This window comes from Paramagnetospirillum kuznetsovii (genome assembly GCF_003284725.1).
Lineage (GTDB): Bacteria > Pseudomonadota > Alphaproteobacteria > Rhodospirillales > Magnetospirillaceae > Phaeospirillum > Phaeospirillum kuznetsovii.
This window is the reverse complement of sequence record NZ_PGTO01000007.1, coordinates 1-21688: the sequence shown is the minus strand read 5'-3', so window position 1 is coordinate 21688 and position 21688 is coordinate 1. Positions and strand designations below refer to the sequence as shown.

General features: G+C 65.4%; 22 protein-coding genes. 13 read left to right on the top strand and 9 right to left on the bottom strand.

Annotated features, from left to right (window positions below; all coding sequences use genetic code 11):
- Positions 1 to 23 precede the first annotated feature (23 nt).
- Both CU669_RS10770 and CU669_RS10765 read left to right on the top strand, forming a co-directional pair.
- Positions 24 to 389 (top strand): MarR family transcriptional regulator, encoded by a 366-nt coding sequence (locus CU669_RS10770; RefSeq protein ID WP_112144797.1) that lies wholly within the window; start codon positions 24 to 26, stop codon positions 387 to 389.
- A 78-nt stretch (positions 390 to 467) separates the two neighbouring features.
- Positions 468 to 1517 carry an HpcH/HpaI aldolase/citrate lyase family protein gene (locus CU669_RS10765; RefSeq protein ID WP_112144527.1) on the top strand — a complete coding sequence of 350 codons (1050 nt, stop codon included), beginning with the start codon at positions 468 to 470 and terminating at the stop codon, positions 1515 to 1517.
- 52 nt (positions 1518 to 1569) lie between these two features.
- Here CU669_RS10765 and CU669_RS10760 read toward each other — a convergent pair whose 3' ends face one another.
- A complete protein-coding gene (locus CU669_RS10760; protein WP_112144525.1) occupies positions 1570 to 2535 on the bottom strand; it encodes an NADPH:quinone oxidoreductase family protein in 966 nt (321 codons plus the stop codon).
- A gap of 158 nt (positions 2536 to 2693) precedes the next feature.
- Positions 2694 to 3524, bottom strand: coding sequence for a hypothetical protein (locus CU669_RS10755; protein WP_112144795.1), 831 nt, complete (start codon positions 3522 to 3524; stop codon positions 2694 to 2696).
- Between the two features lie 119 nt (positions 3525 to 3643).
- On the opposite strand from CU669_RS10755, the gene CU669_RS10750 reads away from it, so the two are divergent.
- Positions 3644 to 3880, top strand: a complete 237-nt coding sequence (locus CU669_RS10750; RefSeq protein WP_112144523.1) for a hypothetical protein — start codon at positions 3644 to 3646, stop codon at positions 3878 to 3880.
- 86 nt (positions 3881 to 3966) lie between these two features.
- Here CU669_RS10750 and CU669_RS10745 read toward each other — a convergent pair whose 3' ends face one another.
- Positions 3967 to 4998 (bottom strand): hypothetical protein, encoded by a 1032-nt coding sequence (locus CU669_RS10745; protein WP_112144522.1) that lies wholly within the window; start codon positions 4996 to 4998, stop codon positions 3967 to 3969.
- 179 nt (positions 4999 to 5177) lie between these two features.
- Here CU669_RS10745 and CU669_RS10740 point away from each other — a divergent pair, with 179 nt between their 5' ends.
- Positions 5178 to 6203 carry a TAXI family TRAP transporter solute-binding subunit gene (locus tag CU669_RS10740; RefSeq protein WP_239988674.1) on the top strand — a complete coding sequence of 342 codons (1026 nt, stop codon included), beginning with the start codon at positions 5178 to 5180 and terminating at the stop codon, positions 6201 to 6203.
- Between the two features lie 312 nt (positions 6204 to 6515).
- The gene (locus tag CU669_RS10730; protein WP_112144517.1) at positions 6516 to 7679 is read left to right on the top strand and encodes an ATP-binding protein; all 1164 of its coding nucleotides are present in this window, start codon (positions 6516 to 6518) and stop codon (positions 7677 to 7679) included.
- A 91-nt stretch (positions 7680 to 7770) separates the two neighbouring features.
- On the opposite strand, the gene arsC is transcribed toward CU669_RS10730, so the two are convergent.
- A complete protein-coding gene (arsC, locus tag CU669_RS10725; protein ID WP_112144515.1) occupies positions 7771 to 8118 on the bottom strand; it encodes an arsenate reductase (glutaredoxin) in 348 nt (115 codons plus the stop codon).
- 73 nt (positions 8119 to 8191) lie between these two features.
- On the opposite strand from arsC, the gene CU669_RS10720 reads away from it, so the two are divergent.
- Positions 8192 to 9511, top strand: a complete 1320-nt coding sequence (locus tag CU669_RS10720; RefSeq protein WP_112144513.1) for a mechanosensitive ion channel family protein — start codon at positions 8192 to 8194, stop codon at positions 9509 to 9511.
- Here the strand turns inward: CU669_RS10720 and CU669_RS10715 are convergent.
- From CU669_RS10715 to CU669_RS10705, 3 genes are read right to left on the bottom strand one after another with little or no spacing between them, the layout of a single operon-like run.
- Positions 9497 to 9793: a type II toxin-antitoxin system RelE/ParE family toxin gene (locus CU669_RS10715; protein ID WP_161539636.1), complete on the bottom strand. Its 297-nt coding sequence runs from the start codon at positions 9791 to 9793 to the stop codon at positions 9497 to 9499. The genes CU669_RS10720 and CU669_RS10715 overlap by 15 nt on opposite strands.
- Positions 9786 to 10052: a type II toxin-antitoxin system ParD family antitoxin gene (locus CU669_RS10710; RefSeq protein WP_112144510.1), complete on the bottom strand. Its 267-nt coding sequence runs from the start codon at positions 10050 to 10052 to the stop codon at positions 9786 to 9788. Before CU669_RS10710 ends, CU669_RS10715 begins: the two co-directional genes overlap by 8 nt.
- Before the next feature lie 44 nt (positions 10053 to 10096).
- Entirely contained in the window at positions 10097 to 10663 is a 567-nt protein-coding gene (locus CU669_RS10705) for a regulatory protein RecX (RefSeq protein WP_112144508.1), read from the bottom strand.
- Between the two features lie 14 nt (positions 10664 to 10677).
- On the opposite strand from CU669_RS10705, the gene CU669_RS10700 reads away from it, so the two are divergent.
- The 5 genes from CU669_RS10700 (at position 10678) to CU669_RS10680 (ending at position 15280) form a co-directional block, all read left to right on the top strand.
- A complete protein-coding gene (locus tag CU669_RS10700) occupies positions 10678 to 11490 on the top strand; it encodes an ABC transporter permease (RefSeq protein ID WP_112144506.1) in 813 nt (270 codons plus the stop codon).
- A 136-nt stretch (positions 11491 to 11626) separates the two neighbouring features.
- A complete protein-coding gene (locus CU669_RS10695; RefSeq protein ID WP_112144504.1) occupies positions 11627 to 12799 on the top strand; it encodes an aspartate aminotransferase family protein in 1173 nt (390 codons plus the stop codon).
- Complete coding sequence (gene argF, locus CU669_RS10690) at positions 12796 to 13698, top strand: ornithine carbamoyltransferase (protein ID WP_112144502.1); 903 nt, start codon at positions 12796 to 12798, stop codon at positions 13696 to 13698. The genes CU669_RS10695 and argF overlap by 4 nt, the downstream gene beginning before the upstream one ends.
- Positions 13699 to 13712: 14 nt before the next feature.
- Positions 13713 to 14612, top strand: a complete 900-nt coding sequence (gene hslO, locus CU669_RS10685) for an Hsp33 family molecular chaperone HslO (RefSeq protein ID WP_112144793.1) — start codon at positions 13713 to 13715, stop codon at positions 14610 to 14612.
- Between the two features lie 77 nt (positions 14613 to 14689).
- Positions 14690 to 15280 (top strand): hypothetical protein, encoded by a 591-nt coding sequence (locus CU669_RS10680; RefSeq protein WP_112144500.1) that lies wholly within the window; start codon positions 14690 to 14692, stop codon positions 15278 to 15280.
- Positions 15281 to 15434: 154 nt separating this feature from the next.
- On the opposite strand, the gene CU669_RS10675 is transcribed toward CU669_RS10680, so the two are convergent.
- Entirely contained in the window at positions 15435 to 17072 is a 1638-nt protein-coding gene (locus CU669_RS10675; RefSeq protein ID WP_239988673.1) for a SpoIIE family protein phosphatase, read from the bottom strand.
- Between the two features lie 131 nt (positions 17073 to 17203).
- Between CU669_RS10675 and CU669_RS10670 the strand changes: the two genes are divergently transcribed.
- Positions 17204 to 19615, top strand: coding sequence for a helicase-related protein (locus tag CU669_RS10670; protein WP_112144498.1), 2412 nt, complete (start codon positions 17204 to 17206; stop codon positions 19613 to 19615).
- A gap of 104 nt (positions 19616 to 19719) precedes the next feature.
- Here the strand turns inward: CU669_RS10670 and CU669_RS10665 are convergent, their stop codons facing one another.
- The gene (locus CU669_RS10665) at positions 19720 to 20310 is read right to left on the bottom strand and encodes a malonic semialdehyde reductase (RefSeq protein ID WP_112144789.1); all 591 of its coding nucleotides are present in this window, start codon (positions 20308 to 20310) and stop codon (positions 19720 to 19722) included.
- Between the two features lie 91 nt (positions 20311 to 20401).
- Between CU669_RS10665 and CU669_RS10660 the strand changes: the two genes are divergently transcribed.
- On the top strand, positions 20402 to 21433 hold the full coding sequence (locus tag CU669_RS10660) for a polysaccharide deacetylase family protein (RefSeq protein WP_239988672.1): 1032 nt from the start codon (positions 20402 to 20404) through the stop codon (positions 21431 to 21433).
- Positions 21434 to 21688: the final 255 nt, after the last annotated feature.

Here is a 21688-nt window from a genome sequence, read left to right as displayed (position 1 = left end):
TGGTCGCAACGATTGGTCGGATGATGGGCATTCAACTCAAGGCGGTACAGGCACTTGATCTGTGGCGAGGCGCCATCGCCGAGAGCGTGCGGCGCGACGCTCCCGATTTGTCGGCCCGACAGATGGCCTTGCTGCTGACCGTCTATCTGACGCCGCCGCCCCATACGGTGCGCGGCCTTGCCGCCACCTTGAACATCTCCAAGCCTGCCATCACCCGCGCCCTGGACCGCCTGACCGAATTCGGCCTGGTCAAGCGCAAGGTGGATGACCAGGACCGCCGCTCGGTGCTGATCCAGCGCACCGTCAAGGGCTCGGTCTTCCTGCGGGAATTCGGCGACATCATCGTCGCCGCCGCCGCCGAGGCGGGCGAGATCGGCTCGACGACCTAATCCCTTTTCCCTTGTGCGGCGCAAAATGACGCAGCATTATTGCGGCCCGATCACTATTGCCGCAAGAGGATTGCGTCCATGACCGTCAAGCCGCCCCGGAAGTTCTTCGAGCCGCTCGCCATCGGCGCGCCCTCCCCCTATCGCGAGCTGCCGGTGCGCCTGGAGCGCATGATCCACTTCTTCCCGCCCCATGTGGAGAAGATGCGGGCCAAGGCGGCCGAGATGGGCCGTGGCGTCGACGTGCTGCTGGGCAATCTGGAGGACGCCATTCCCGCCGACGCCAAGGAAGCGGCGCGGGCCGGTTTCGTCGAGGTGGCCAAGGCCTGGGACAATCCCAACACCGGTCTGTGGACCCGTGTCAATTGCCTGAACTCGCCGTGGTTCCTGGACGACGTCACCACCATCGTGGCCGAGGCCGGCAACAAGGTGGACGTGGTCATGCTGCCCAAGGTGGAAGGCCCGTGGGACATCCATTACCTGGACCAGTTGCTGGCCCAGTTGGAAGCCAAGCACGGCGTCAAGCGCCCCATCCTGATCCACGCCATCCTGGAGACCGCCCTCGGCGTCGAGAACATCGCCGCCATCGCCCAGGCCAGCCCGCGCATGCACGGCATGAGCCTGGGTCCGGCCGATCTCGCCGCCTCGCGCGGCATGAAGACCACCCGCGTCGGCGGCGGCCATCCCTTCTACGGCGTGCTGGAAGATGCCGCCGAGGGCAAGGCGGGGCGCACCTTGTTCCAGCAGGATCTGTGGCACTACACCGTGGCCAAGATGGTGGACGCCTGCCAGTCGGCCGGAATCAAGGCCTTCTACGGCCCGTTCGGCGATTTCTCCGACGATGCCGCCTGCGAGGCCCAGTTCCGCAACGCCTTCCTGCTGGGCTGCGCCGGTGGCTGGAGCCTGCACCCCAAGCAGATCGACATCGCCAAGAAGGTGTTCAGCCCCGAGATCAACGAAGTGCTGTTCGCCAAGAAAATCCTGGAGGCCATGCCCGATGGGACCGGCGCCGTGATGATCGACGGCAAGATGCAGGACGACGCCACCTGGAAACAGGCCAAGGTCATCGTCGATCTCGCCAAGGCGGTCGCCGCCAAGGATCCGGACATGGCCAAGGCTTACGGCTGGTAAGAGCGGGCGGGACGCCCGCGCTCCGGTTCCAAAGGGGAGCGCGGGCGCCGTCTCACACCGTCAGCACGATCTTTCCGGTGGCGGCGCGGAGCTTGAGCATCTCGATGGCCGTGACCGCCTCGGACAGCTCCATGACCTTGGACACATGGGGGCGCAGCTTGCCTTCGGCCCACCATTCCAGCGCCTCGGCCATGGACTCGCGGACCATGCCGGGCGCCAGCTTGCGATAGGCGCCCCAGTAATAGCCGATCACCGTCACATTCTTGACCAGCAGGATGTTGGCGGGAATCTGCGGAACCGTTCCGCTGGCGAAACCAATGATCAGGATGCGGCCGTCGGCGGCGATGGAGCGCAAACTGGCGTCGAACACCGCGCCGCCCACCGGATCATAGATGACGTCGGCGCCCCGGCCGTCGGTCAGTGCCTTAACCCGCTCTCGGATATCCTCGGATTTGTAGTCGATGCCGAAATCGGCGCCGTGCTTGACCGCCACCGCGACCTTGTCCGCCCCCCCGGCGGTGCCGATGACGGTGGCGCCCAAGGCCTTGCCCACCTCGACGGCGGTCAGGCCGACGCCGCCCGCGGCACCGTGCACCACCAGCGTCTCGCCCGCCTTCAATCCCGCCTTGCGCAGACCCAGATGGGAGGTGCCGTAGGCCACGGGAAACCCGGCGGCGGTGATGAAGTCCAGGCTGTCGGGCAGCACATGGACATCGGTCCAGTCCATCACCGCTTCCTCGGCGAAGGCGCCGCCGGTCACCGTCGCCATCACCCGGTCGCCCGGCTTGCACGACCGCACGCCGCCCGCCACCTCCACCACCGTTCCCGACAGTTCCATGCCCGGAACGAAGGGCGGTTCCATCTTTTCCTGGTACTTGCCGCCGGTGATCAGCGAGTCGGCGAAGTTGACCCCGGCGGCATGGACCTTGACCCGAACCCCGCCGGGGGTCAGGGCTGGCGCCGGAAAGTCTCCGACCACCAAAGGCTGGCCGAAGGCGGGACAGATAACGGCTTTCATGGGATTCTCTCGGATGCGGCGCACGGCACAGGGAACAGACCTCAAATACCCGTCGTCATTCCCGCGAAAGCGGGAATCCACGCTGCCAGGCTACATATCGGCCGAACATGGACACCCGCTTTCGCGGGGGTGACGAAACAGACAGTATCCATCGATGATCAAATGGTGGGGCGTCCGGGGGCCAGCTTCTGCCACTGCCAGGACTGTTTCAGCATGGTGAACAGCACGATCTCGGTCATCTGGGCACGGGTCATTTCGGCGGCCAACTGATTGCGGGCATGGGTGACCAGCTCACGCGGGGCCTTGGGCGAGGACAGCAGGTTGGTGACCAGCTCCTTGCGCACCAGCGGCGGGTATTTGATGATCTCGCCCAGCAGCGAGGCCTTGACCATGATGGGGATGTTCTCTGAGACGAACATGCGATCCACGCACATGGAATAGATGCCGAAATCCAGCTTTCCCGCCACGGCGCGGGTGAATTCCAGGAATTCGTCGAGGAAGCCGCCTTCCGAGATCTTCTTGTCGATCAGCAGCTTGATGACGTCGAGAAAGGTGCGATAGCGCGCACGGGCGGGACCGATGGTGCCGCCCAGTTCGGCCGCCAGTTCGCGGATCTGGGAATCGCGGAAATTGGCGGCGATCAGCGCCTCGGCCGATTCGCGCACCGATTCGTCGAAGGCGGTTTCCTCGATCAACTGGAACAGGCGTTCGTATTTCTGGCGATCGCCGGGCTTGACCTTGCTGGCGGCCACCGACAGCGGAATGATGGCGGCGCGGGCGACCTGGCCGTCGCGGGCGACGATGGCCGCCATGGAAACCGCCGCGAAATCGGCGACGGTGCCGTCCAGCAGATCGTCGGTGATGATCAGCCGTTCGCCCGGGGCGAGGCTGAGATTGGTGTTGAGCGCGCCGCATTCCATGAAGTGAGCCGCCAGATCCAATGTCTGGGGCGGAGGGAGCGGCGCGGCCTCGGCAGATCTAGTAGCCATGGTTGCATTCAGCCACAAGAAAATGTCGCGGGCAAGGAGAATGCAAAAGCAACCGCTTTTGTCCAAGGGCCGCGAATGGTATCATCGACCCTATATTTGAGATCGGGAACAGTTCGAACATGGTCGATACTTCGCGTGGCATCAGCTCCAGCGGCCAGGTCGGCAACGTCATCGGCATCCGCGAGGCGGTCGGCCGTGACGGGCGCCCATCGCGGGGAACCGCCGTCGGTCCTTCGGGAATCCAGGGGGCCACCCCCAACGGCCCGCGCGGGCGGCGCATGCTGTCGCCCGACACGCCGCTGGAAAGCCTGGACCGCTTCGCGCCGCGCGGCACCTATTTGGATATTCTGGCGTAGACAGCTATACGGTCGCGACCGCGTGACGCGAAAGGCAAGGGCCACGGAGGTGGCCCGCCCGCCGCTCGACGGCGAACTTAAAACCTTTATCCGCCGATCGAGAACTGCTTGTCCACGTCGCGGATCAGGTCGATGCCCTGAATCATCTCGGTCATCATGAAGTCGGCCCGCTTGATGGGGCCGCCCGAATTGGGCCGGGGGAACATCTTGGCGAAGGCGCTCATCTTCACCGTCAGGCCGCACAAGGCCGAACCGATGGTGACGTGATAGCGTTCGATCATGCTTTTGACGGCGCGGAACTCTTCCTGGGTGATGTTTTCCCACATCTCGCGGGTGCGCTTGTCGAACACCTCGAGGCGGCCGGAAATGGACGCGCTGATGGAGTTGATCACTTCCTCGATCATGTCGCAGGACTTCATGAGGTTGTGATTCTGCTTGAGCTGGAAGTGGCTGCGGATGGGCGTCATGGACTGGACGCAGGCGGTGAAATAGGGCTCCAGCCGGTCCAGGCAGTGACGGAAATAGCTGAGCGACATGAAGGTGTCGCCGTAATCCTCCAGGAAGCGCGGCACGTCGAAAATGTCGATGCCGAGGCTTTCCGCCATGGTTTCCAGCCGCTGGCGGGCTTTCTTGATATCGGGATCGCGGAACAACTTCATGAGGTCGTCATAGGTGTCGACCTGCACGTCCTCGCCGGAATAGATCATCTTCATCAGGGGGCGGGTGAACATGATCATGTAGCGGGTCAGTTCCGCCGCCTTGTCCGGCGACAGCTTCAGCGCCGCGTAATCATTCACCGGAATGCCGTGCTCGCGCAGGCTGACACGCAGCGAAAAAACGTCGTAGCTGGGCAACAGCGCCAGGCGGCGCAGGATGCCGAGATCCGGATGAACCTGATCCACCGGCCAGCCGAACATGGCGGGCAGGGCTTCCACATCCACTTGACCGGATCCGGTCTGCGCGTCGGCGAAGATCTCCACCGCGCTGCGCAGGCGCACGTTCTTGATCAGCTTGGCGGCCTGCAAGGCCGGCGTCTGGAGTGGGATAATCGACAGCGGCAGAACGAACATGGAGTCCATGTCGCTGTCATTGATCGGTTTCAGTCCATCATCGTCCATTTAAGACGGCAAACCCCCTGCGGTGACGAGCACATTCTGCCTGCTTTGTGGCCGATCGCAATGAATAAGATGTGAACCACCCCGCACGAAATGGTATGGCTCGATTACATATATGCGGATTTATTGATATAAATGGTCTATGCTTTGACCATCAATCAAGAAGACCAGGGAGTCTCACCGTGACGTTCACCTCGCGCCACCGGCGCTTCACATGGTCCATGGCCGCCATGGCGGTCGGTTTGGCGCTGGCCGCGACTGCCGTCGCCCAGGAGATCCGCTTCTTCCAGATCGGCACCGGCCCGACCGGCGAGACCCGCTTCGCCTTCGGCGGTCTGGTTGCCAACGCCATCAGCAATCCGCCCGGTTCGCGCGAATGCGACAAGGGGGGATCGTGCGGCGTGCCGGGCATGGTGGCGGTGGCCAAGTCCACCGGCGGCTCCATCGCCAATATCGAGGCCATCGCCGCCAAGCGGCTGGATGCCGCCCTGGTCCAGGCCGACATCGCCTATTGGGCCTATCACGGCACCGGCATCTATAAGGGCAAGGGCGCCGTCCAAAACCTGCGTGCCATCGCCATGCTGTACCCCGAAAGCCTGCATCTGATCGCCCGCAAGGACGCCAAGATCGCCTCGGTCCGCGACCTGAAGGGCAAACGGGTGTCGTTCGGCGACAAGGACTCCGCCGAGATGGTCCATGGCAAGCTGCTGCTGGGCGCCTTCGGCATGACGGAGGGCCAGTTGAAGCTGTCGCCCATGAAGCCCGGCCCCGCCGCCGACGCCATGGCCGCCGGAACCTTGGACGCCATGCTGGTGGTCGATGCCTATCCGGTTCCCATCCTGGCCGAACTGGCCCAGCGCTCCGATCTTGTCCTGATCCCGGTCAGCGGTCCGGAAATCGACAAGCTGCGCATCCAAAACCCGTTCTTCACCGCCACGACCATTCCCGCCGACACCTATAAGGGTGTGGGCGCCGAGGTGAAGACCTTGGATGTGGGCGTCGTGCTGGTGACCGCCGCGTCGCAGCCCGACGAGCTGATCTACGGCGTGACACGGGCGCTGTGGCATCCCAGCACCCAGAAACTGCTGACCGACGGCCATCCCCGCGGCAAGCTGATCCACCTGTCGGCCAGCGAGATCGAACGCATGGGCATCCAGCTCCACGGCGGCGCCTCGGCCTATTACTTCGACGCCGGGGTGATCAAGTAGGGGGGCATCCCAAACCAAAACCCCCGCCGGGAAGTGGCACCCCACCCCTTCAGCGCTCCGTCAAAGAATTGCCAGCACGCTTTCCGGCAGGCGGCCTTGTCGCCCTGGGCCGCGGTGGGGCGCTCGATGGCGATGGGGTGCACTGTCACCAGAAACTGTGTCACCGGAATCTAATGGCCGTTGAGCTCCGGCCACCAGGTCACTTATGGAGCTGAGTCATGACATCAGGCTAAGGCCGTCTAAAAAAGACTAGCGTTATATTGTAGACATTCCTATAAATAGCTAGACATCGCAAAGACCCGCGGAGGACCGATGGACCCGTATCGCAATCCATTTGCACCTGGCGCGGGCAGTCGCCCCCCTGAGCTCGCCGGTCGTTCCGCCATCCTTGAAGCAGCAAGAATATCGTGTGGAAGAGCTGTGAAGGGAAGAAATGCGCGCTCGATCATGCTGCTAGGTCTGCGCGGCGTTGGGAAGACTGTGCTGCTCAACGAGATCGGTCGAAACGCCGAGCGAGAGGGCTTACTTGTCTCCCGAGTCGAGTCTCCGGAAGGGGAGAGCCTCGCCCGCCTCATTTTTCCAGAAATGCGAAAAGTCATGAGATCGCTGTCTGGCGTGGAAGCAGCGAGACACCTCGCAGTACGTGGCCTCAATGGGCTGCGAAACTTTGCCGCGATATTTAAGATCGAGATGGCTGGCGTAGAGGTGGGCGTGGAGCCTGAGCCTGGGCTGGCTGAAACGGGAGATCTTCAGTACGATCTGCCGGATCTATTCACCTTGATCGGGAAGGCCGCCCAAGCTGCGGGACGTGGCTGGCTACTCCTAATCGATGAGGTGCAATATCTATCCGCAGCCGATCTATCAGCACTGATTGTTGCACTACACCGGATATCGCAAGATGGGTTGCCTGTCCTAATGATTGGCGCGGGTCTCCCGCAAATTGCCCGCTTGGCGGGAGAGGCGAAATCCTACGCAGAACGGCTGTTTCAATATCCGGCCGTTGGAGCCCTTGACCCGGTCTCCGCCGGACAAGCCGTTGAGAAGCCGATTATTGAGGAAGAGGCCACTATTGCGCCGGAAGCACTACAGGCCATAATAGAGCGCACAAAGGGCTACCCATTCTTTCTTCAAGAGTGGGCCTCCGTCGTATGGGACAATTCCGAAGGACCAGAAGTCACCTTTGCCAATGTGGACCATTCCTATGCTGAGACGCTGGCGCGGCTGGATGAGGGGTTCTTCAAAGTGCGGATCGACCGCCTGACGAGGGCGGAGGTTCTTTTTGTCAAGGCAATGGCACACTTGGGGGATGGCCCCTATGCGATGGCGGATATTGCCAAGTCAATGGGACGCTCTCAAAAATCCTTGGGACCGGTGAGGGCGAGCATCATCTCAAAAGGCATGGTCTTCAGTGCCGATCACGGCTATCTGGATTTCAGCGTACCGCTTTTTGCCGAGTTCATGCGGCGCCAAGGCTGACAGGTAATATAGCCTCCACGACTGCGATCAGCACTATAGCTTACGCTCGCGTCCCAAGCCCTAAGTCGTAGACACGAGACATCAGCCCCCGTCACAGAATCGCCAGCACGCTTTCCGGCGGGCGGCCCAGGGCGGCTTTGTCGCCCTTGACCACGATGGGGCGTTCGATGGCGATGGGGTGGGTGATCAGGGCCTGGATCAGGGCGGCGTCGTCCAGCTTGGTCGGGTCGATGCCGGCCTCGGCGGCTTCCTTCTTGCGGGTGATCTCGGCGGGGCGCTTGCCCAGCAGGGTCAGGATGCGGGTCAGTTCGGCGACCGATGGCGGTGTCTTCAGATAGTCCACCACCTTGGGCGCGATTCCCTTGTCCTCGATCAGCTTCAGGGTGTCGCGGGATTTGCCGCAGCGGGGATTGTGGTAGATGGTCACGACGTCCGACATGGCTTGCGCCCCTTGATTTCCATGAATCCGGCGGCCATGGTGGGCGCGACGAATTCACTGTTTCGGGCGCGCCATGACCCTGCTTTCCACCTATAGCCCGCTCCGGCGGGTGCTCGCCAGCCTGATCTTGGCCGTGCTGCTCTGCGCCCCCGCCATGGCGGCCGAGCCGGTGCCGCCGCCCGCCCCCGACGAGTTGGGCCGCCTTGTCGCCACCTTGGAGGACGCCAAGTCCCGCGACGCGCTGGTCGCCCAGTTGAAGGCCCTGCTGGCCGCCCAGCAGGCCGCCAAGCCGACGGTCGAGGTCACCCTGCTGGCCCATCTGTCGGACAAGGCGGGCGATCTGCGGGTCGAACTGATGACCCTGGCCATTATCGCTGCGGCGGTGGCGGCGGCCAAGCTGCTGCACCGGGTGGTGGACCGCGCCCTGGCGTCGGGGCGCCCGGAGAGCCGCGCCAATACCTATCTGCCGCTGCTGCATCGGGTGCTGCGCGGCCTGATCGGCGTGGCGGGTCTGCTGGCCCTGGCGGAACTGTGGGGCTTCCATCCCATGAGCCTGCTGGATTCCGATCTCGGCCGCCAGGTGGCGACCACCCTGGTTCATCTGGCGGTGGTGCTGGTCATGGCCCTGGTGGCCTGGCACCTGCTGCACGGCGCCATCGAGCGCTACCTGACCGCCACCGATGCCGAGGGCAATCCGCTGCAGCGCTCGGGCCGCGCCCGCACCCTGCTGCCCCTGGCCCGCAATGCCGTCTTCGTGCTGCTGGTGGTCATGGTGGTGCTGATCGTGCTGTCGGAACTGGGGGTCGACATCGCGCCGCTGCTGGCCGGTGCCGGAGTTCTGGGCATCGCCATCGGCTTCGGCTCGCAGAAGCTGGTGCAAGACATCATCACCGGCGTGTTCATCTTGTTCGAGGACACCATCGCGGTGGGCGATTCGGTGAAGCTGGGCGAGCATTCCGGCACGGTGGAGGCCATCTCCATCCGCGCCATCCGCCTGCGTGACGGCAATGGCGGTCTGCACACGGTGCCGTTCAGCGCGGTGACCACCGTGGTCAACGCCACCAAGGGCTTCAACACCGCCGTCATCGACATCGGCGTCGCCTACGACCAGGACATGGACCGGATCCTGGCCATCATGGCCGAGCTGGGCGCCGAATTGCAGGCCGACGCCAAATGGGGGAGCTTCATGGCGGCGCCGCTGGAAGTGCTGGGGCTGGAACGCTTCGACCCCTCCGCCATGGTCATCCGAGCCCAGGTCCGGACCACACCGGGCGACCGCGCCGCCCTGATCCGCGAATTCAACCGCCGCATCAAGGCGCGGTTCGACGCCGAGGGCATCGCGATGCCGCTGCCGCAGATGCAGGTGCGCATGGCGGGCTCAGCCGCCAAGTAATTCCGGCAGATTGCGATAGCCCGAAACGACGCGAAGGATCACCGTCGGCGAGCCTGCCTCATAGACGATCAGATATTGGCCGACCGGCCATGTCCGAACCGGACGGCTGGCGAGATCGTCGCGTTCGCGACCGATGCGCGGATATTCGCCCAGGCGGCGAAAGGACTCTCTGAAACTTTCCAGCAGGTGGAGGGCGGCGCGGGGGTCGTGCTGGGAAATATAATCCCGGATTTCGGCCAGATCATTCCGGGCGCGAAGCGTCAGAACGTAAGAGTCAGCCACTCTGGCGACCCATGTTTGCAATTCCGCCGATCAGCGCCGTCATCGCATCCTCGCCATCCACGACCTCGCCACGATCCGCCTGATCCAGCCCCACTTGAATCTCGGCGCGCAGACGCTTCAATTCCATCTGCCGCAAGGAATCGTCATGGACCAGGCGACGCAATGCATCCCGCACCACCTCGCTGGCGCTGGCATAGCCGCCGGATTTCACCATGTCGTGAATGAAGGCTTCCAGATCAGGCGTGAGGGAAACATTCATGACGAACTCCACGTCGCAGCAATGTCAAATCATAGCATAGTTTGTTATCGCACGCAGAGATCTTCCAGCGCCTCGGGGCTGTCGGCCTCGACCACGGCGCGGCAGATTTCCCAGGCGAAACCGGCGCGGCCCAGGGCGGCGAGATCCTTGGCGCGCGCATCGGCGCGCAGTTCCGGCCTGCGAAACGGCCCCAACCGGCGGCGGCGGGCCAGGGCGATGGCGGCGGCCAGATCGGGATCGGCTTGCGCGTCCCGCAGGCTGGTCAGGGCGGCGACCGCCGCCTCGGCCTCCACCCCCTTGGCGGCCAGGGTGGCGCGGATGATGCGCAGCGAGCCGCCCCGTCGGTGCAGGCTCCGCGCCTTGGTCTCGGCATAGGCCTGGTCGTCGAGATAGCCCAGCCGCGCCAGCTTGGCGATGACCTCGTCCACCACCTGGGCGGCCTCGGCGGCCTCGCCGCCGTGATGGGCGAGCGAGCGTTCCACCTTGCGCATGAGCACCCTGCGCAGGTTGGCCCTGGACGACGCGAAGCGTTCGAGATAATGCAGCGAGGCATTCTCCACATAGGATGCGGTGATCTTTGGCGGCGGACGCCGTTGGGGTCGATCGGTCATGGAAGAGATATAGCATGAGTCAGCAATTCAACACGGCGCCACCCATGCCCCGGACCTATGGGGCGGTGAACTGGCTGGGCGCCTGGACCCTGTTCCTGAAGGAGGTCCGGCGCTTCCTCAAGGTCTATTTCCAGACCATCCTGGCCCCGGTGGTCACCACCTTGCTGTTCCTCGCCGTGTTCGCCCTGGCGCTGGGGCCGGTGGCGGCGACCGTCAAGGGCGTGCCCTTCGTGCAGTTCCTCAGCCCCGGCCTGATCATGATGGCCATGGTGCAGAACGCCTTCGCCAATACCTCGTCCTCCATCATCATCGCCAAGGTCCAGGGCAATATCGTCGATATGCTGATGCCGCCCTTGACGGGCGCCGAGCAGACCCTGGCGGTGGCCATGGGCGGCGTGGCGCGCGGGCTTACGGTGGGCGTCGCCGTGACCTTGGGCATGGCCTTGTTCGTCCCCATGCCGGTCCATAATCCGGGCCTGATCGTCTATCACGCGGTGATGGGCTCGCTGATGCTGTCGCTACTGGGCATGATGGGCGGCATCTGGGCCGACAAGTTCGATCATATGGCGGCGGTGACCAATTTCATCGTCACGCCCTTGTCCTTCCTGTCGGGCACCTTCTATTCCATCGAGCGGCTGCCCCAAGGCTTCCACGCCTTCGCCCTGGCCAATCCGTTCTTCTACATGATCGACGGATTCCGGGCCGGTTTCATCGGCGTCGGCGACGGCTCGATCCAGGGCGGAATCGTCATCGTGGCGTTGGCCAATCTGGTGCTGCTGACCGTCACATGGCGGATGCTGGCCACCGGATACAAGCTGAAGAGCTGACCTGTAACCGCCCCAGCGGTTGACATTGTAGCGATTCTTAATGATACTCCGCCGCTTTCCATGAGCGCGCCTGTCCATTTCGCTCTTATCCAGCGAGGCGGTCGGCATTGCAGCCCAGGCGTTCGGGAGAGCGGAAATGGTTCCAGTGGTGATGCCGACCTATGCGCGCGCCGACCTTGCCTTCGAGCGGGGCGAGGGCGCGTATCTGTTCGCCACCGACGGCCGCCGCTTCCTGGATTTCGGCTCGGGTGTCGCCGTCACTTCGCTGGGCCATTGCCATCCGAAGCTGGTGGAAGCCTTGCGCGCCCAGGCGGGCAAGCTGTGGCACTGCTCCAATCTCTACCGGGTGCCGGGCCAGGAAAAGGTCGCCGCCAAGCTGGTGGCCAACACCTTCGCCGACACCGCTTTTTTCTGTAATTCCGGGGCGGAAGCCATGGAATGCGCCATCAAGATGGCGCGCAAATACCATCACGCCAGCGGCAATCCCCAGCGCAACCGCATCATCTGCGCCGAGGGCGCCTTCCACGGCCGCACCCTGGCCACCGTGGCGGCTGGCGGCCAGAAGAAGCACATGGAGGGGTTCGACCCCGTCATGGACGGCTTCGACCATGTGCCCTACGGCAATCTCAACGCGCTGCGAGACGCCATTACCCCCCAGACCGCCGCCATCCTGGTGGAGCCGGTCCAGGGCGAGGGCGGCATCATTCCCGGCGATCCCGATTATCTGCGCCGCCTGCGCGCCACCGCCGACGAATTCGGCCTGTTGCTGATCTTCGACGAGGTGCAGACCGGCATGGGCCGCACCGGCTCGCTGTTCGCCCATCAGCAGGCGGGCGTCACCCCCGACATCATGGGTGTCGCCAAGGGCCTGGGCGGCGGCTTCCCGGTGGGCGCCTGCCTCGCCACCGAAGCGGCGGCGCGCGGCATGACGGCGGGCACCCACGGTTCCACCTTCGGCGGCAATCCGCTGGCCATGGCGGCGGCCGAGGCGGTGCTGGACGTCATGCTGGAGCCCGGCTTCATGGCGGGCGTCCAGGCCAAGGCGCAGCAATTGCGCACCCGCCTCGACACGCTCTGCGGCCGCTTCCCCGCCGTCATCGAGCTGGTGCGCGGCCAGGGCCTGATGATCGGCCTGAAGGCCCGCGTTCCCAATACCGAGCTGCAAGCCCGCCTGATGGCCAACGGCTTGCTGACCGTCGGCGCTGGCGACAATGTCGTGCGGTTGCTCCCCCCCCTGATCATCGGCGAGACGGAGATGGACGAAGCCATCCAGATTCTGTCCCGCACCCTCAGCGAGGTGTCGCCTTGAGGTCTTCCGTCAAACATTTTCTCGACCTCAACCGGTTCGATACGCCGACGCTGCGCCACATCCTCGATCTGGGCGCCGCCTTCAAGCGGGGCGAGGGCGATTGCGCCGCCGTCACCGGCAAGATGCTGGCCATGATCTTCGAGAAACCGTCCACCCGCACCCGCGTCTCGTTCGAGGCGGGCATGAAGCAGATGGGCGGCGACGTCATCATGCTGGCCGCCGGGGACACCCAGTTGGGTCGGGGCGAGACCATCGCCGATACCGCCCGCGTTCTGTCGCGCTTCGTCGATGCCATCATGATCCGCACCGACGCCCAGGCCAAACTGACCGAACTGGCCGAACACGCCAGCGTGCCGGTGATCAACGGGCTGACCGACGAATCCCATCCCTGTCAGGTCATGGCCGATATCCTGACCTTCGAGGAACATCGCGGTCCGCTGGCGGGCAAGGTGGTCGCCTGGGTCGGCGACGGCAACAACGTGGCCGCCAGTTGGCTGCACGCCGCCGGTCATTTCGGCTGCGAGATCCGGCTGGCCTGCCCGCAATCCCTGATGCCGTCCAAGGCGGCGGTGGAGTGGGCGAAGGCCAAGGGCGCCACGGTGGTGCTGACCACCGACCCGGCCGAGGCCGCCACGGGCGCTCAACTGGTGATGACCGATACCTGGGTCTCCATGGGCTGCCGCGACAAGAACCGCCACGAGATCCTGAGCCCCTATCAGGTCAACGACGCCCTGATGGCCAAGGCCGCCGCCGATGCCCTGTTCATGCATTGCCTGCCCGCCCATCGCGGCGAGGAAGTCACCGATTCGGTGATGGACGGCGCCCAGTCGGTGGTGTGGGACGAGGCGGAAAACCGCATGCATGTCCAAAAGGGCATCCTGGCCTGGTGCTTATCTTGACGGATAAGGCGGGCTTGACCGATCAAGTCCTGTCGTTCTCGGTGGGTGCTGGCGCGGTGCGCGGCCGCATGGTGCGCCTGGGCACGGCGCTAGATACCATCTTGGACGAACAGCACGCCTATCCCCAGGTGGTGGGGGCCTTGCTGGCCGAAACCACGGCGCTGGCCGTGGTGCTGGCCGCATCGCTCAAATTCGACGGAATCTTCACCCTGCAAGCCCAGGGCAAGGGGCCGGTCAGCCTGCTTGTGGCCGATGTCACCAGCGCCGGACATATCCGCGCCCATGCCCGGTTCGACGCCGACAAGCTGGCGGGAATTCGCTTGGCCGACCATGGCTCGGTGCCCCGCCTGCTGGGCGAGGGCTATCTCGCCTTCACCGTGGACCAGGGGCCGGACACCGAACGCTATCAGGGCATCGTCGAGCTGAGCGGCGAGACCCTGGAAGACTGTGCCCGGACCTATTTCAAGCAATCCGAACAGCTCGATACCGCCGTCGAAGTGGCGGTCCGCCCGCCCGCCGATGGCGCGGGCTGGATGGCCTCGGCCCTGATGATCCAGCGCATGCCCGCCGATGCCGCCAATGCCCCCATCCTGACCTCCGAGGATGCCGAGGAAGGCTGGCGCCGCGCCCAGATCATGCTATCCAGCATCAAGGCATCGGAACTGCTCGACCCCGAATTGCCGCCGGAACAGGTTTTGTATCGGCTCTACCACGCCGAGCAGCTCCAGGTCTTCGCCCCCAAGCCGCTGGAAGCCCGCTGCCGCTGTTCGCGCGAGCGGGTCAAGACCACCCTGACCTCGCTGCCCGAGTCCGATCTCGACTCGCTGGCCGACGACCAGGGCCGCATCATCGTCACCTGCGAGTTCTGCCGCACCGACCACGCCATCGGACTGGAAGAGTTGAGGGAGGCATAAGCCCCTCCTCGACTTGACGTCATGCAACGAGCTGCCAATATGAGGGCAGCATCGCTCCAACCAAGGATTTTTCGCCGATGAGGCAGCTCCGCCTTCTGGTGGTCGTCATGGCCGCCCTCGCCGCCACCGCTTGCCAGAACACCAAGCCGCCCATGCAAAAGCTGCCCGATATCAGCTTTACCAGCCAGCGGCCGTTCAATCTGGACGTGGGGCAACTGGAAATCGTGTCGGAATACGTTGCCCCCGGCCGCAGCCCCAATATCGAGCATCTGATGCCGGTCTCGCCGGAAACCGCCGCCCAGCGCTGGGCCCAGGACCGCTTGCGCCCCATGGGCAAGACCGGGCTGGCCCGGGTGGTGATCCGCGATGCCCGCGTGGTCGAGGTGCCGCTGGCCATCGACAAGGGCATCACCGGCAGCTTCAAGACCGAACAGGAAAGCCGCTACGATGCCAGCCTGGACGTGGCGGTTCAGATCCTGGACGCCCGCCAGATGGTGATCGGCGAGACGGTGGCCCGCGCCAACCGTTCCCGCACCGTGGCCGAGGGCATCACCCTCAACCAGCGCGACCGTGTCCTCTACGATATCAGCGAAGGCCTGGCCAAGGATATCGACGAGCAGATGACCCAGTTGATCCGCAACTATCTCGGCCGCTGGGTGATTCAGTAGGGAATCCAATTAAGCTTTATCCCGTCACCCCCGCGAAAGCGGGGGTCCATGTTGGGGTCAAGCTCGGCAGTGAATCGTGTCACTTCAAGCTGCCGATACATGGATTCCCGCTTTCGCGGGAATGACGGGGGAGCGAATACCGCGTCTCGGCAGACTACGCCTTCGGGCGGAAGGCGACGAAGGTGGTGTCGTCGCGCCATTGCTGGTCGCCGCGCCACTTTTCCAGGACGGTGAACAGGGCCTGCTTCTGGTCTTCCAGCGGCAGATGCGCCATGCCGGACAGGGCGTCCAGCAGGCGGCGGCGGCCGAACAGCCGCTTATGGGGGCCGCCCATCTGATCCACCAGACCGTCGGTGTAGAGATAGAACGTGTCGCCGGGGGCGTAGCTCACCTCGTGGCGGGTGAACACCGTGTCCGATGGCGAATCGCGATAGCCCAGGCTGCAGCGGTCGCCCTTGATCAGCTTGATGGCGCCGCCCGACCAGATCACCAGCGGCAGGTTGGCCCCGGCGAAGCTGAGGCTGCGGGTGGCGCCGTCCAGCACGCAGATGGCGGCGTCGAGGCCGTCATTGGCGGGCGCGTCGGCGCGGTCCTGGCGCAGCGCCGACTTCACCAGGAAGTTGAGCAGGGCCAGGATCACCGCCGGATCGTTATGGCCGTGATGGTGCAGGATGCGCGCCAGGATGGACGACACCACGGCGGTCATGAAGGCGCCGGGCACGCCGTGACCGGTGCAATCCATCACCGCGATGACCACCTTGTCGCCGAATTTCCCCGCCCAGTAATAGTCGCCGCCGACGATGTCGAACGGCCGCCAGCCCACCGCGATTTCATCGACCGCATCGGTCAGGGCGGCGGCATCGGGCAGCAGGGCGTTCTGGATACGGCTGGCATAGCGGATACCGTCGGAAATGAAGCGGTTGGCTTTTTCCAACTCGCCATTGGCGCGCTCCACCACCGCCTTCTCGCGTTCCAGCTCGGCGGTGCGCTCCAACACCCGCTGTTCAAGATCGCGGGCAAGGGCCGCCAGTTCCGCCTCGGCGGAATCGCGCTGGGCCAGACCGCGCTGGGATTCGGCCAGCAATGCATTGACGGTGGAGACCAGCAGCCCCAACTCGTCGCCCTCGTGCCGCGAAGGCAGGTCGATCAGCATGGCGCCTGGGCGTTCGGGATCGACCTTGGCGATGGCCGAGGTGATCTTCAACAGCGGCTTGGTGATCAAGACATAGAACACCGCCACCACCAGCAGGCACAAAAGCACGGTGCGCGCCGCTCCGGCGGCGGCATTGGCGGCCATGTGCTCCAGATAGCGATCCAGCAGGCGGCCCGGATCAAGGCGGAGTTCCAGCCGCCCCACATCCAGGCTGGTTCCCTTCTGCTGGGTCTTCAGGTGCAAGGTGTGGCCAGTGACATCGCCGAACAGCCGGGTCGCCAGACCGGGAAACGGAGTCTGGGCGGCGGGGCGCTCCGCCTTGCCCAGCACATCGCCGAAATTATCGGCCAGCCGAACCTCGGACACCATGGGGTCGAGCATCAATCCGCCCGCCACCTCGCCCGCCAGATCGGCGCTCAGCATATAGGCGGCTTCCACCGCCAGGCCCCGCACCAGCGCCAGATTGGCCGAGGTGACATCGGCGACGTCCTGGCGCATGCGGCGGTAATCGGCCATCAGATCCCAGGCACCGGCCACCACGCCCAAGCCGAGGGCGATCACCAGCGTGGCCAACGCCTGCTTGAACGACAGTCCTTGCAGCACCCCGACACTGCGCCGTTCCATGGAAGGTCGAATCACCACCGCGAAATCCCCAAATCACGCCAATGGGAGTCCATGATAAACACCACGGCGACGCTGTCACTTGCAATCGGATGGCTCGCCTCATTCCCTTGCAATCGGCACGGTGCTCGGGCCAGTGTTGAGCCGTCATGACCCAATCCGGCCGCCTTATCGCCGTCCTCGGCCCCACCAATACCGGCAAGACCCATCTCGCGCTTGAACGCATGCTCGGCCATGCCTCGGGCATGATCGGTTTTCCGCTGCGGCTGCTGGCGCGCGAGAACTACGACCGCATCGCCCGCCTTAAAGGCGCCGATGCGGTGGCGCTGATCACCGGCGAGGAAAAGATCATCCCGGCCCATCCGCGCTGGTTCGTCTGCACGGTGGAATCCATGCCGCTGGACCGCCGCGTCGCCTTCCTGGCCGTGGACGAGATTCAGCTGTGCGCCGACCCCGAGCGCGGCCACATCTTCACCGACCGCCTGCTGCATGCCCGGGGCGAGCAGGAGACCATGGTGCTGGGCGCCGAGACCATCAAGCCGCTGCTGCGCAAGCTGGTTCCCGGAATCGAGTTCATCTCGCGGCCGCGCTTCTCCAGCCTGACCCATGTGGGGCCGCGCAAGCTGACCCGGTTGCCGCCCCGTTCGGTGCTGGTGGCCTTCTCGGCGGCCGAGGTCTATGCCATGGCCGAGACGGTCCGGCGATCCCGTGGCGGCGCCGCCGTGGTGCTGGGCGCCCTCAGCCCTCGGACCCGCAACGCCCAGGTGGGCATGTATCAGGCGGGCGAGGTGGACTACATCGTCGCCACCGACGCCATCGGCATGGGGCTGAACATGGATGTGGACCATGTGGCCTTCGCCGCGCTCCGCAAGTTCGACGGCCGCGCGCCCCGGCCGCTGGAACCGGCGGAACTGGCCCAGATCGCCGGGCGCGCCGGCCGCCATATGAACGACGGCAGCTTCGGCACCACCGCCGATGCCGGGACCATTCCTCCCGAGGTGGCGGAAGCGGTGGAGAACCATCGCTTCGCCCCCCTGAAGGCGCTGTCCTGGCGCAATGCCGATCTGCGCTTCGCCTCGGTGGGGGCCTTGCTGGCCAGCCTGGACAAGCCCGCCCCCCAGGCCGGGCTGATCCGCGCCCGCGAGGCCGACGACCAACTGGCCCTGGCCGCCCTGGCCGAGGACGAGGAGATCCGCCGCCTCGCCAGCCATCCCGACCGGGTGCGGCTGCTGTGGGAGGTCTGCCGCATTCCCGATTTCCGCAAGATCATGGACGAATCCCATACCCGCCTGCTGGGACGCATCTTCGGCCATCTTGCGGCGCCGCCGGGTCGCCTGCCCACCGACTGGCTGGCCGAGAACCTGGCCCGCATCGACCGGGTGGACGGCGAGCTGGACACGATTGTCCAGCGCATCGCCAATATCCGCACCTGGACCTATGTGGCCCATCGCGCCGATTGGGTGGCCGATCCCGGCCATTGGCAGGAGACGGCGCGGGCCATCGAGGACCGGCTGTCCGACGCCCTGCACGACCGCCTGACCAACCGTTTCGTCGACAAGCGCACCGCTATGCTGGCGCGGCGGCTGCGCGACGGCTCGGACATGGCGGCCAGCCTTGCCGGGGACGGCGACGTCATGGTCGAGGGACACCGCATCGGACGGCTGAGCGGCTTCATCTTCCAGCCCGACCGGGCGGAAAGCTCGGGTGCCGCCAAGACCATGCAGGCCACCGCGCCGCGCGCCCTCAAGGCGGAAATCCAGCGCCGCCTGGACCAGGTGCTGGACGACGGGGCCGAGGCCTTCGCCCTGACCGCCGACGGTCTGCTGTGGCGGGGCGAGCCGGTGGCGCGGCTGGCCGCCGGGGCCGACCTGCTGCGGCCGCAGGTGGACGTTCCCGACAGCGAGTTGCTGGACACCCCCGCCCGCCAGGGCCTGCGCCGCCGCCTCCATGAAGCCGCCGCCGCCCTGATCGCCCGTGACCTGGGACCGCTCCTCACCCTGCGCGATGCGCCGCTGACCGGGGCGGCCCGAGGCCTCGCCCATCAATTGGCCCAAGGGCTGGGCTCGTTGCCCCTGGCCGAGGCCGCCGCCCAGGTGAACGCGCTGACGCCGACCGACCGCGCCGCCCTGACCCGCCTGGGGGTCCGCTTCGGCACCGAAAGCCTGTTCCTGCCCGCTTTGCTCAAGCCCTCCGCCCAAGTCCTGCGCGCCCTGCTGTGGAGCGTGGCCCATGGCGCGGCCCCCATGGCGCCGCCCGGCGCCAGGCCCGCCGTCCCGGCCGATGCCCCGCGCCCCGTGGGCTTCTACGAAGCGGTGGGCTATCGGGTGGTGCGGGGCGTGGCGGTGCGCCTCGATATCCTGGAACGCTTCGCCGCCGAGGCTCGCGCCCGGGCACGGGCGGGGGAAGCCGAGCCCAGTCCGCTGATGGGCTCGCTGCTGGGGCTCGGCCCCGATCGCGTCAAGGCCGTGCGCGACGGGCTCGCCCGCCGCGCCAAGCCGGGACGGCGGCGGGAAAGGCCGGTCGATCCCGACTCGCCCTTCGCGGTGTTGAAGGGGTTGTGATTCGGCCCCTCAAACGCCGGGCGGGTTTCTCCGAAACCCTTGGCTTCCGCCGCACGAGCGGCGCCGGGCCTTGCCCGCAACTCCTCGCCCACGGCTCGTCGGGTCTACAGCACCCGGCAGGCGTCATCGAACGCCAGCCGAGGTCCACGGGGATACAGCCCCGCCGCATCGCCATGGCCGATATTGATCAGGAAGTTGGACTTGACGGTGGTGCCTGCGAAGAAGTCCGCATCCACCTTGGCGTTGTCGAAGCCGCTCATGGGGCCGCAATCGAGACCGACGGCGCGCAGCGCCAGCAGGAAATAGCCGCCCTGCAAGGTGCCGTTACGAAAGGCGGTGCCCTGGATCAAGGCCTCGTTGCCGACAAACCAGGAGCGGGCGTCCGCATGGGGGAACAGGTCCGGCAGCCGGTCGTAGAACGCCATGTCGTGGCCGATGATGGCGGTCACCGGCGCCGCCATGGTCTTGTCCACGTTGCCCGGCGCCAAGGCGGGCTTGAGGCGGGCCTTGGCCTCGGCCGAACGCACGAAGACGATGCGGGCGGGCAGGCAATTGACGCTGGTTGGCCCCATGCGGGCCAGATCCCAGGCCTTGCGCAGCAGATCCTCATCCACCGGTTTGTCGAGAAAGGTCGAAAATGTCCGCGCCTTGGTGAACAGAAGATCACTTCCCGTTTGATCCAATACTGAACTCATGACCTGGTTCTCCTCGCTTTTGCCTGTACCTTGTCGCCAGGATGGGGCAAACATCTCAATCATCGGGCTCTCCCGATAATTGGGGAATATCGTGCCTGAGGACCAGGGGGTAATGGGGAAACGGTCTGTTGCTTGCGCTGCACTGATCTGGCTGGCGGCCGCTTGGGCCGCGACGGCCGAGGCGGCGGATTCGGCGGTGGTGCTGCTGTATCATCGCTTCGACGACGACCGCATCCCGGCCTTCAATACCACCAGCAGCCAGTTGTCGACCCAGATCGCCGATCTGAAGAACGGCGGCCATGTGGTGATGTCGCTGGCTGATGTGGTCGGAGCCATGCGCAACGCCACGCCGCTGCCCGACAAGGCGGTGGTCATCACCGTCGACGACGCCTCGGCCTCGACCTATTCCCGCGCCTGGCCGATTCTGAAGAAGGCGGGCCTGCCCATGGCCGTCGCCGTCGCCACCGACGAGGTGGATCGCGGCGGCTCCGAGATCATGAGCTGGGCGCAGCTTCGCGAACTGGCCGCCTCCGGCGTGGTGATCGCCAGCCAGGGCGCCGGGCGCCTTCACATGGCCAAGGCCGGAGCCGAGGCCATCGCCGCCGATCTGGCCCGTGCCCGTGCGCGATTCGAGCAGGAACTGGGCGCGGCTCCTTCCATCCTGGTCTGGCCCTATGGCGAGGCCAGCGCCGAATCCATGCGGGTGGCGCGCGAGGCGGGCTTTGTGGCCGCCTTCGGCCAGCATTCCGGCGCCGCCTGGGGCAAGGCCAATTTCTTCTATCTGCCGCGCTTCGCCGCCACCGCCGCCTATGGCGAGCCCGACCGCTTCCGCCTCGCGGTGCGTTCGCTGCCGCTTCCCGCGCTGGATGTCAGCCCCGACGATCCGCTGCTGAAGGTCAATCCCCCCGCTTTCGGCTTCACCCTGGCCGAGGAAGTGCCCGGCATCGAGGGACTGGCCTGCTTCGCCTCCCATGCCGGGCAATTGCGGGTGGAACGCCTGGGCCCCCGCGTCGAGGTGCGCATGGACAAGCCCTTCCCCGCCGGGCGCGGCCGCATCAACTGCACCGTCACCACCCTGGAAGGCCGCTGGCGCTGGTTCGGCTGGCAGATCCTGGCGCCCTAGGTTGTATTTCGTCGACCTTCAGGGCATTAGGCTGATTGCAAGTTAATGTCTCTTCCAAAGAAGAATCTTAGCCACAGATGAACACAGATAGACACAGATGATGTGAGAGACCTTCTTATCTGTGTCCCGCGCAGCGGGGATCTGTGTTCATGTGTGGACGGCCCCTGCGTTGCAAGGAAAATGTGAAGCAGGCACCACCGGTCTGGGGCAGTCATGTGTCCGGCCTGTTTGCGCGGCATACCTGGCCGCTGGCCA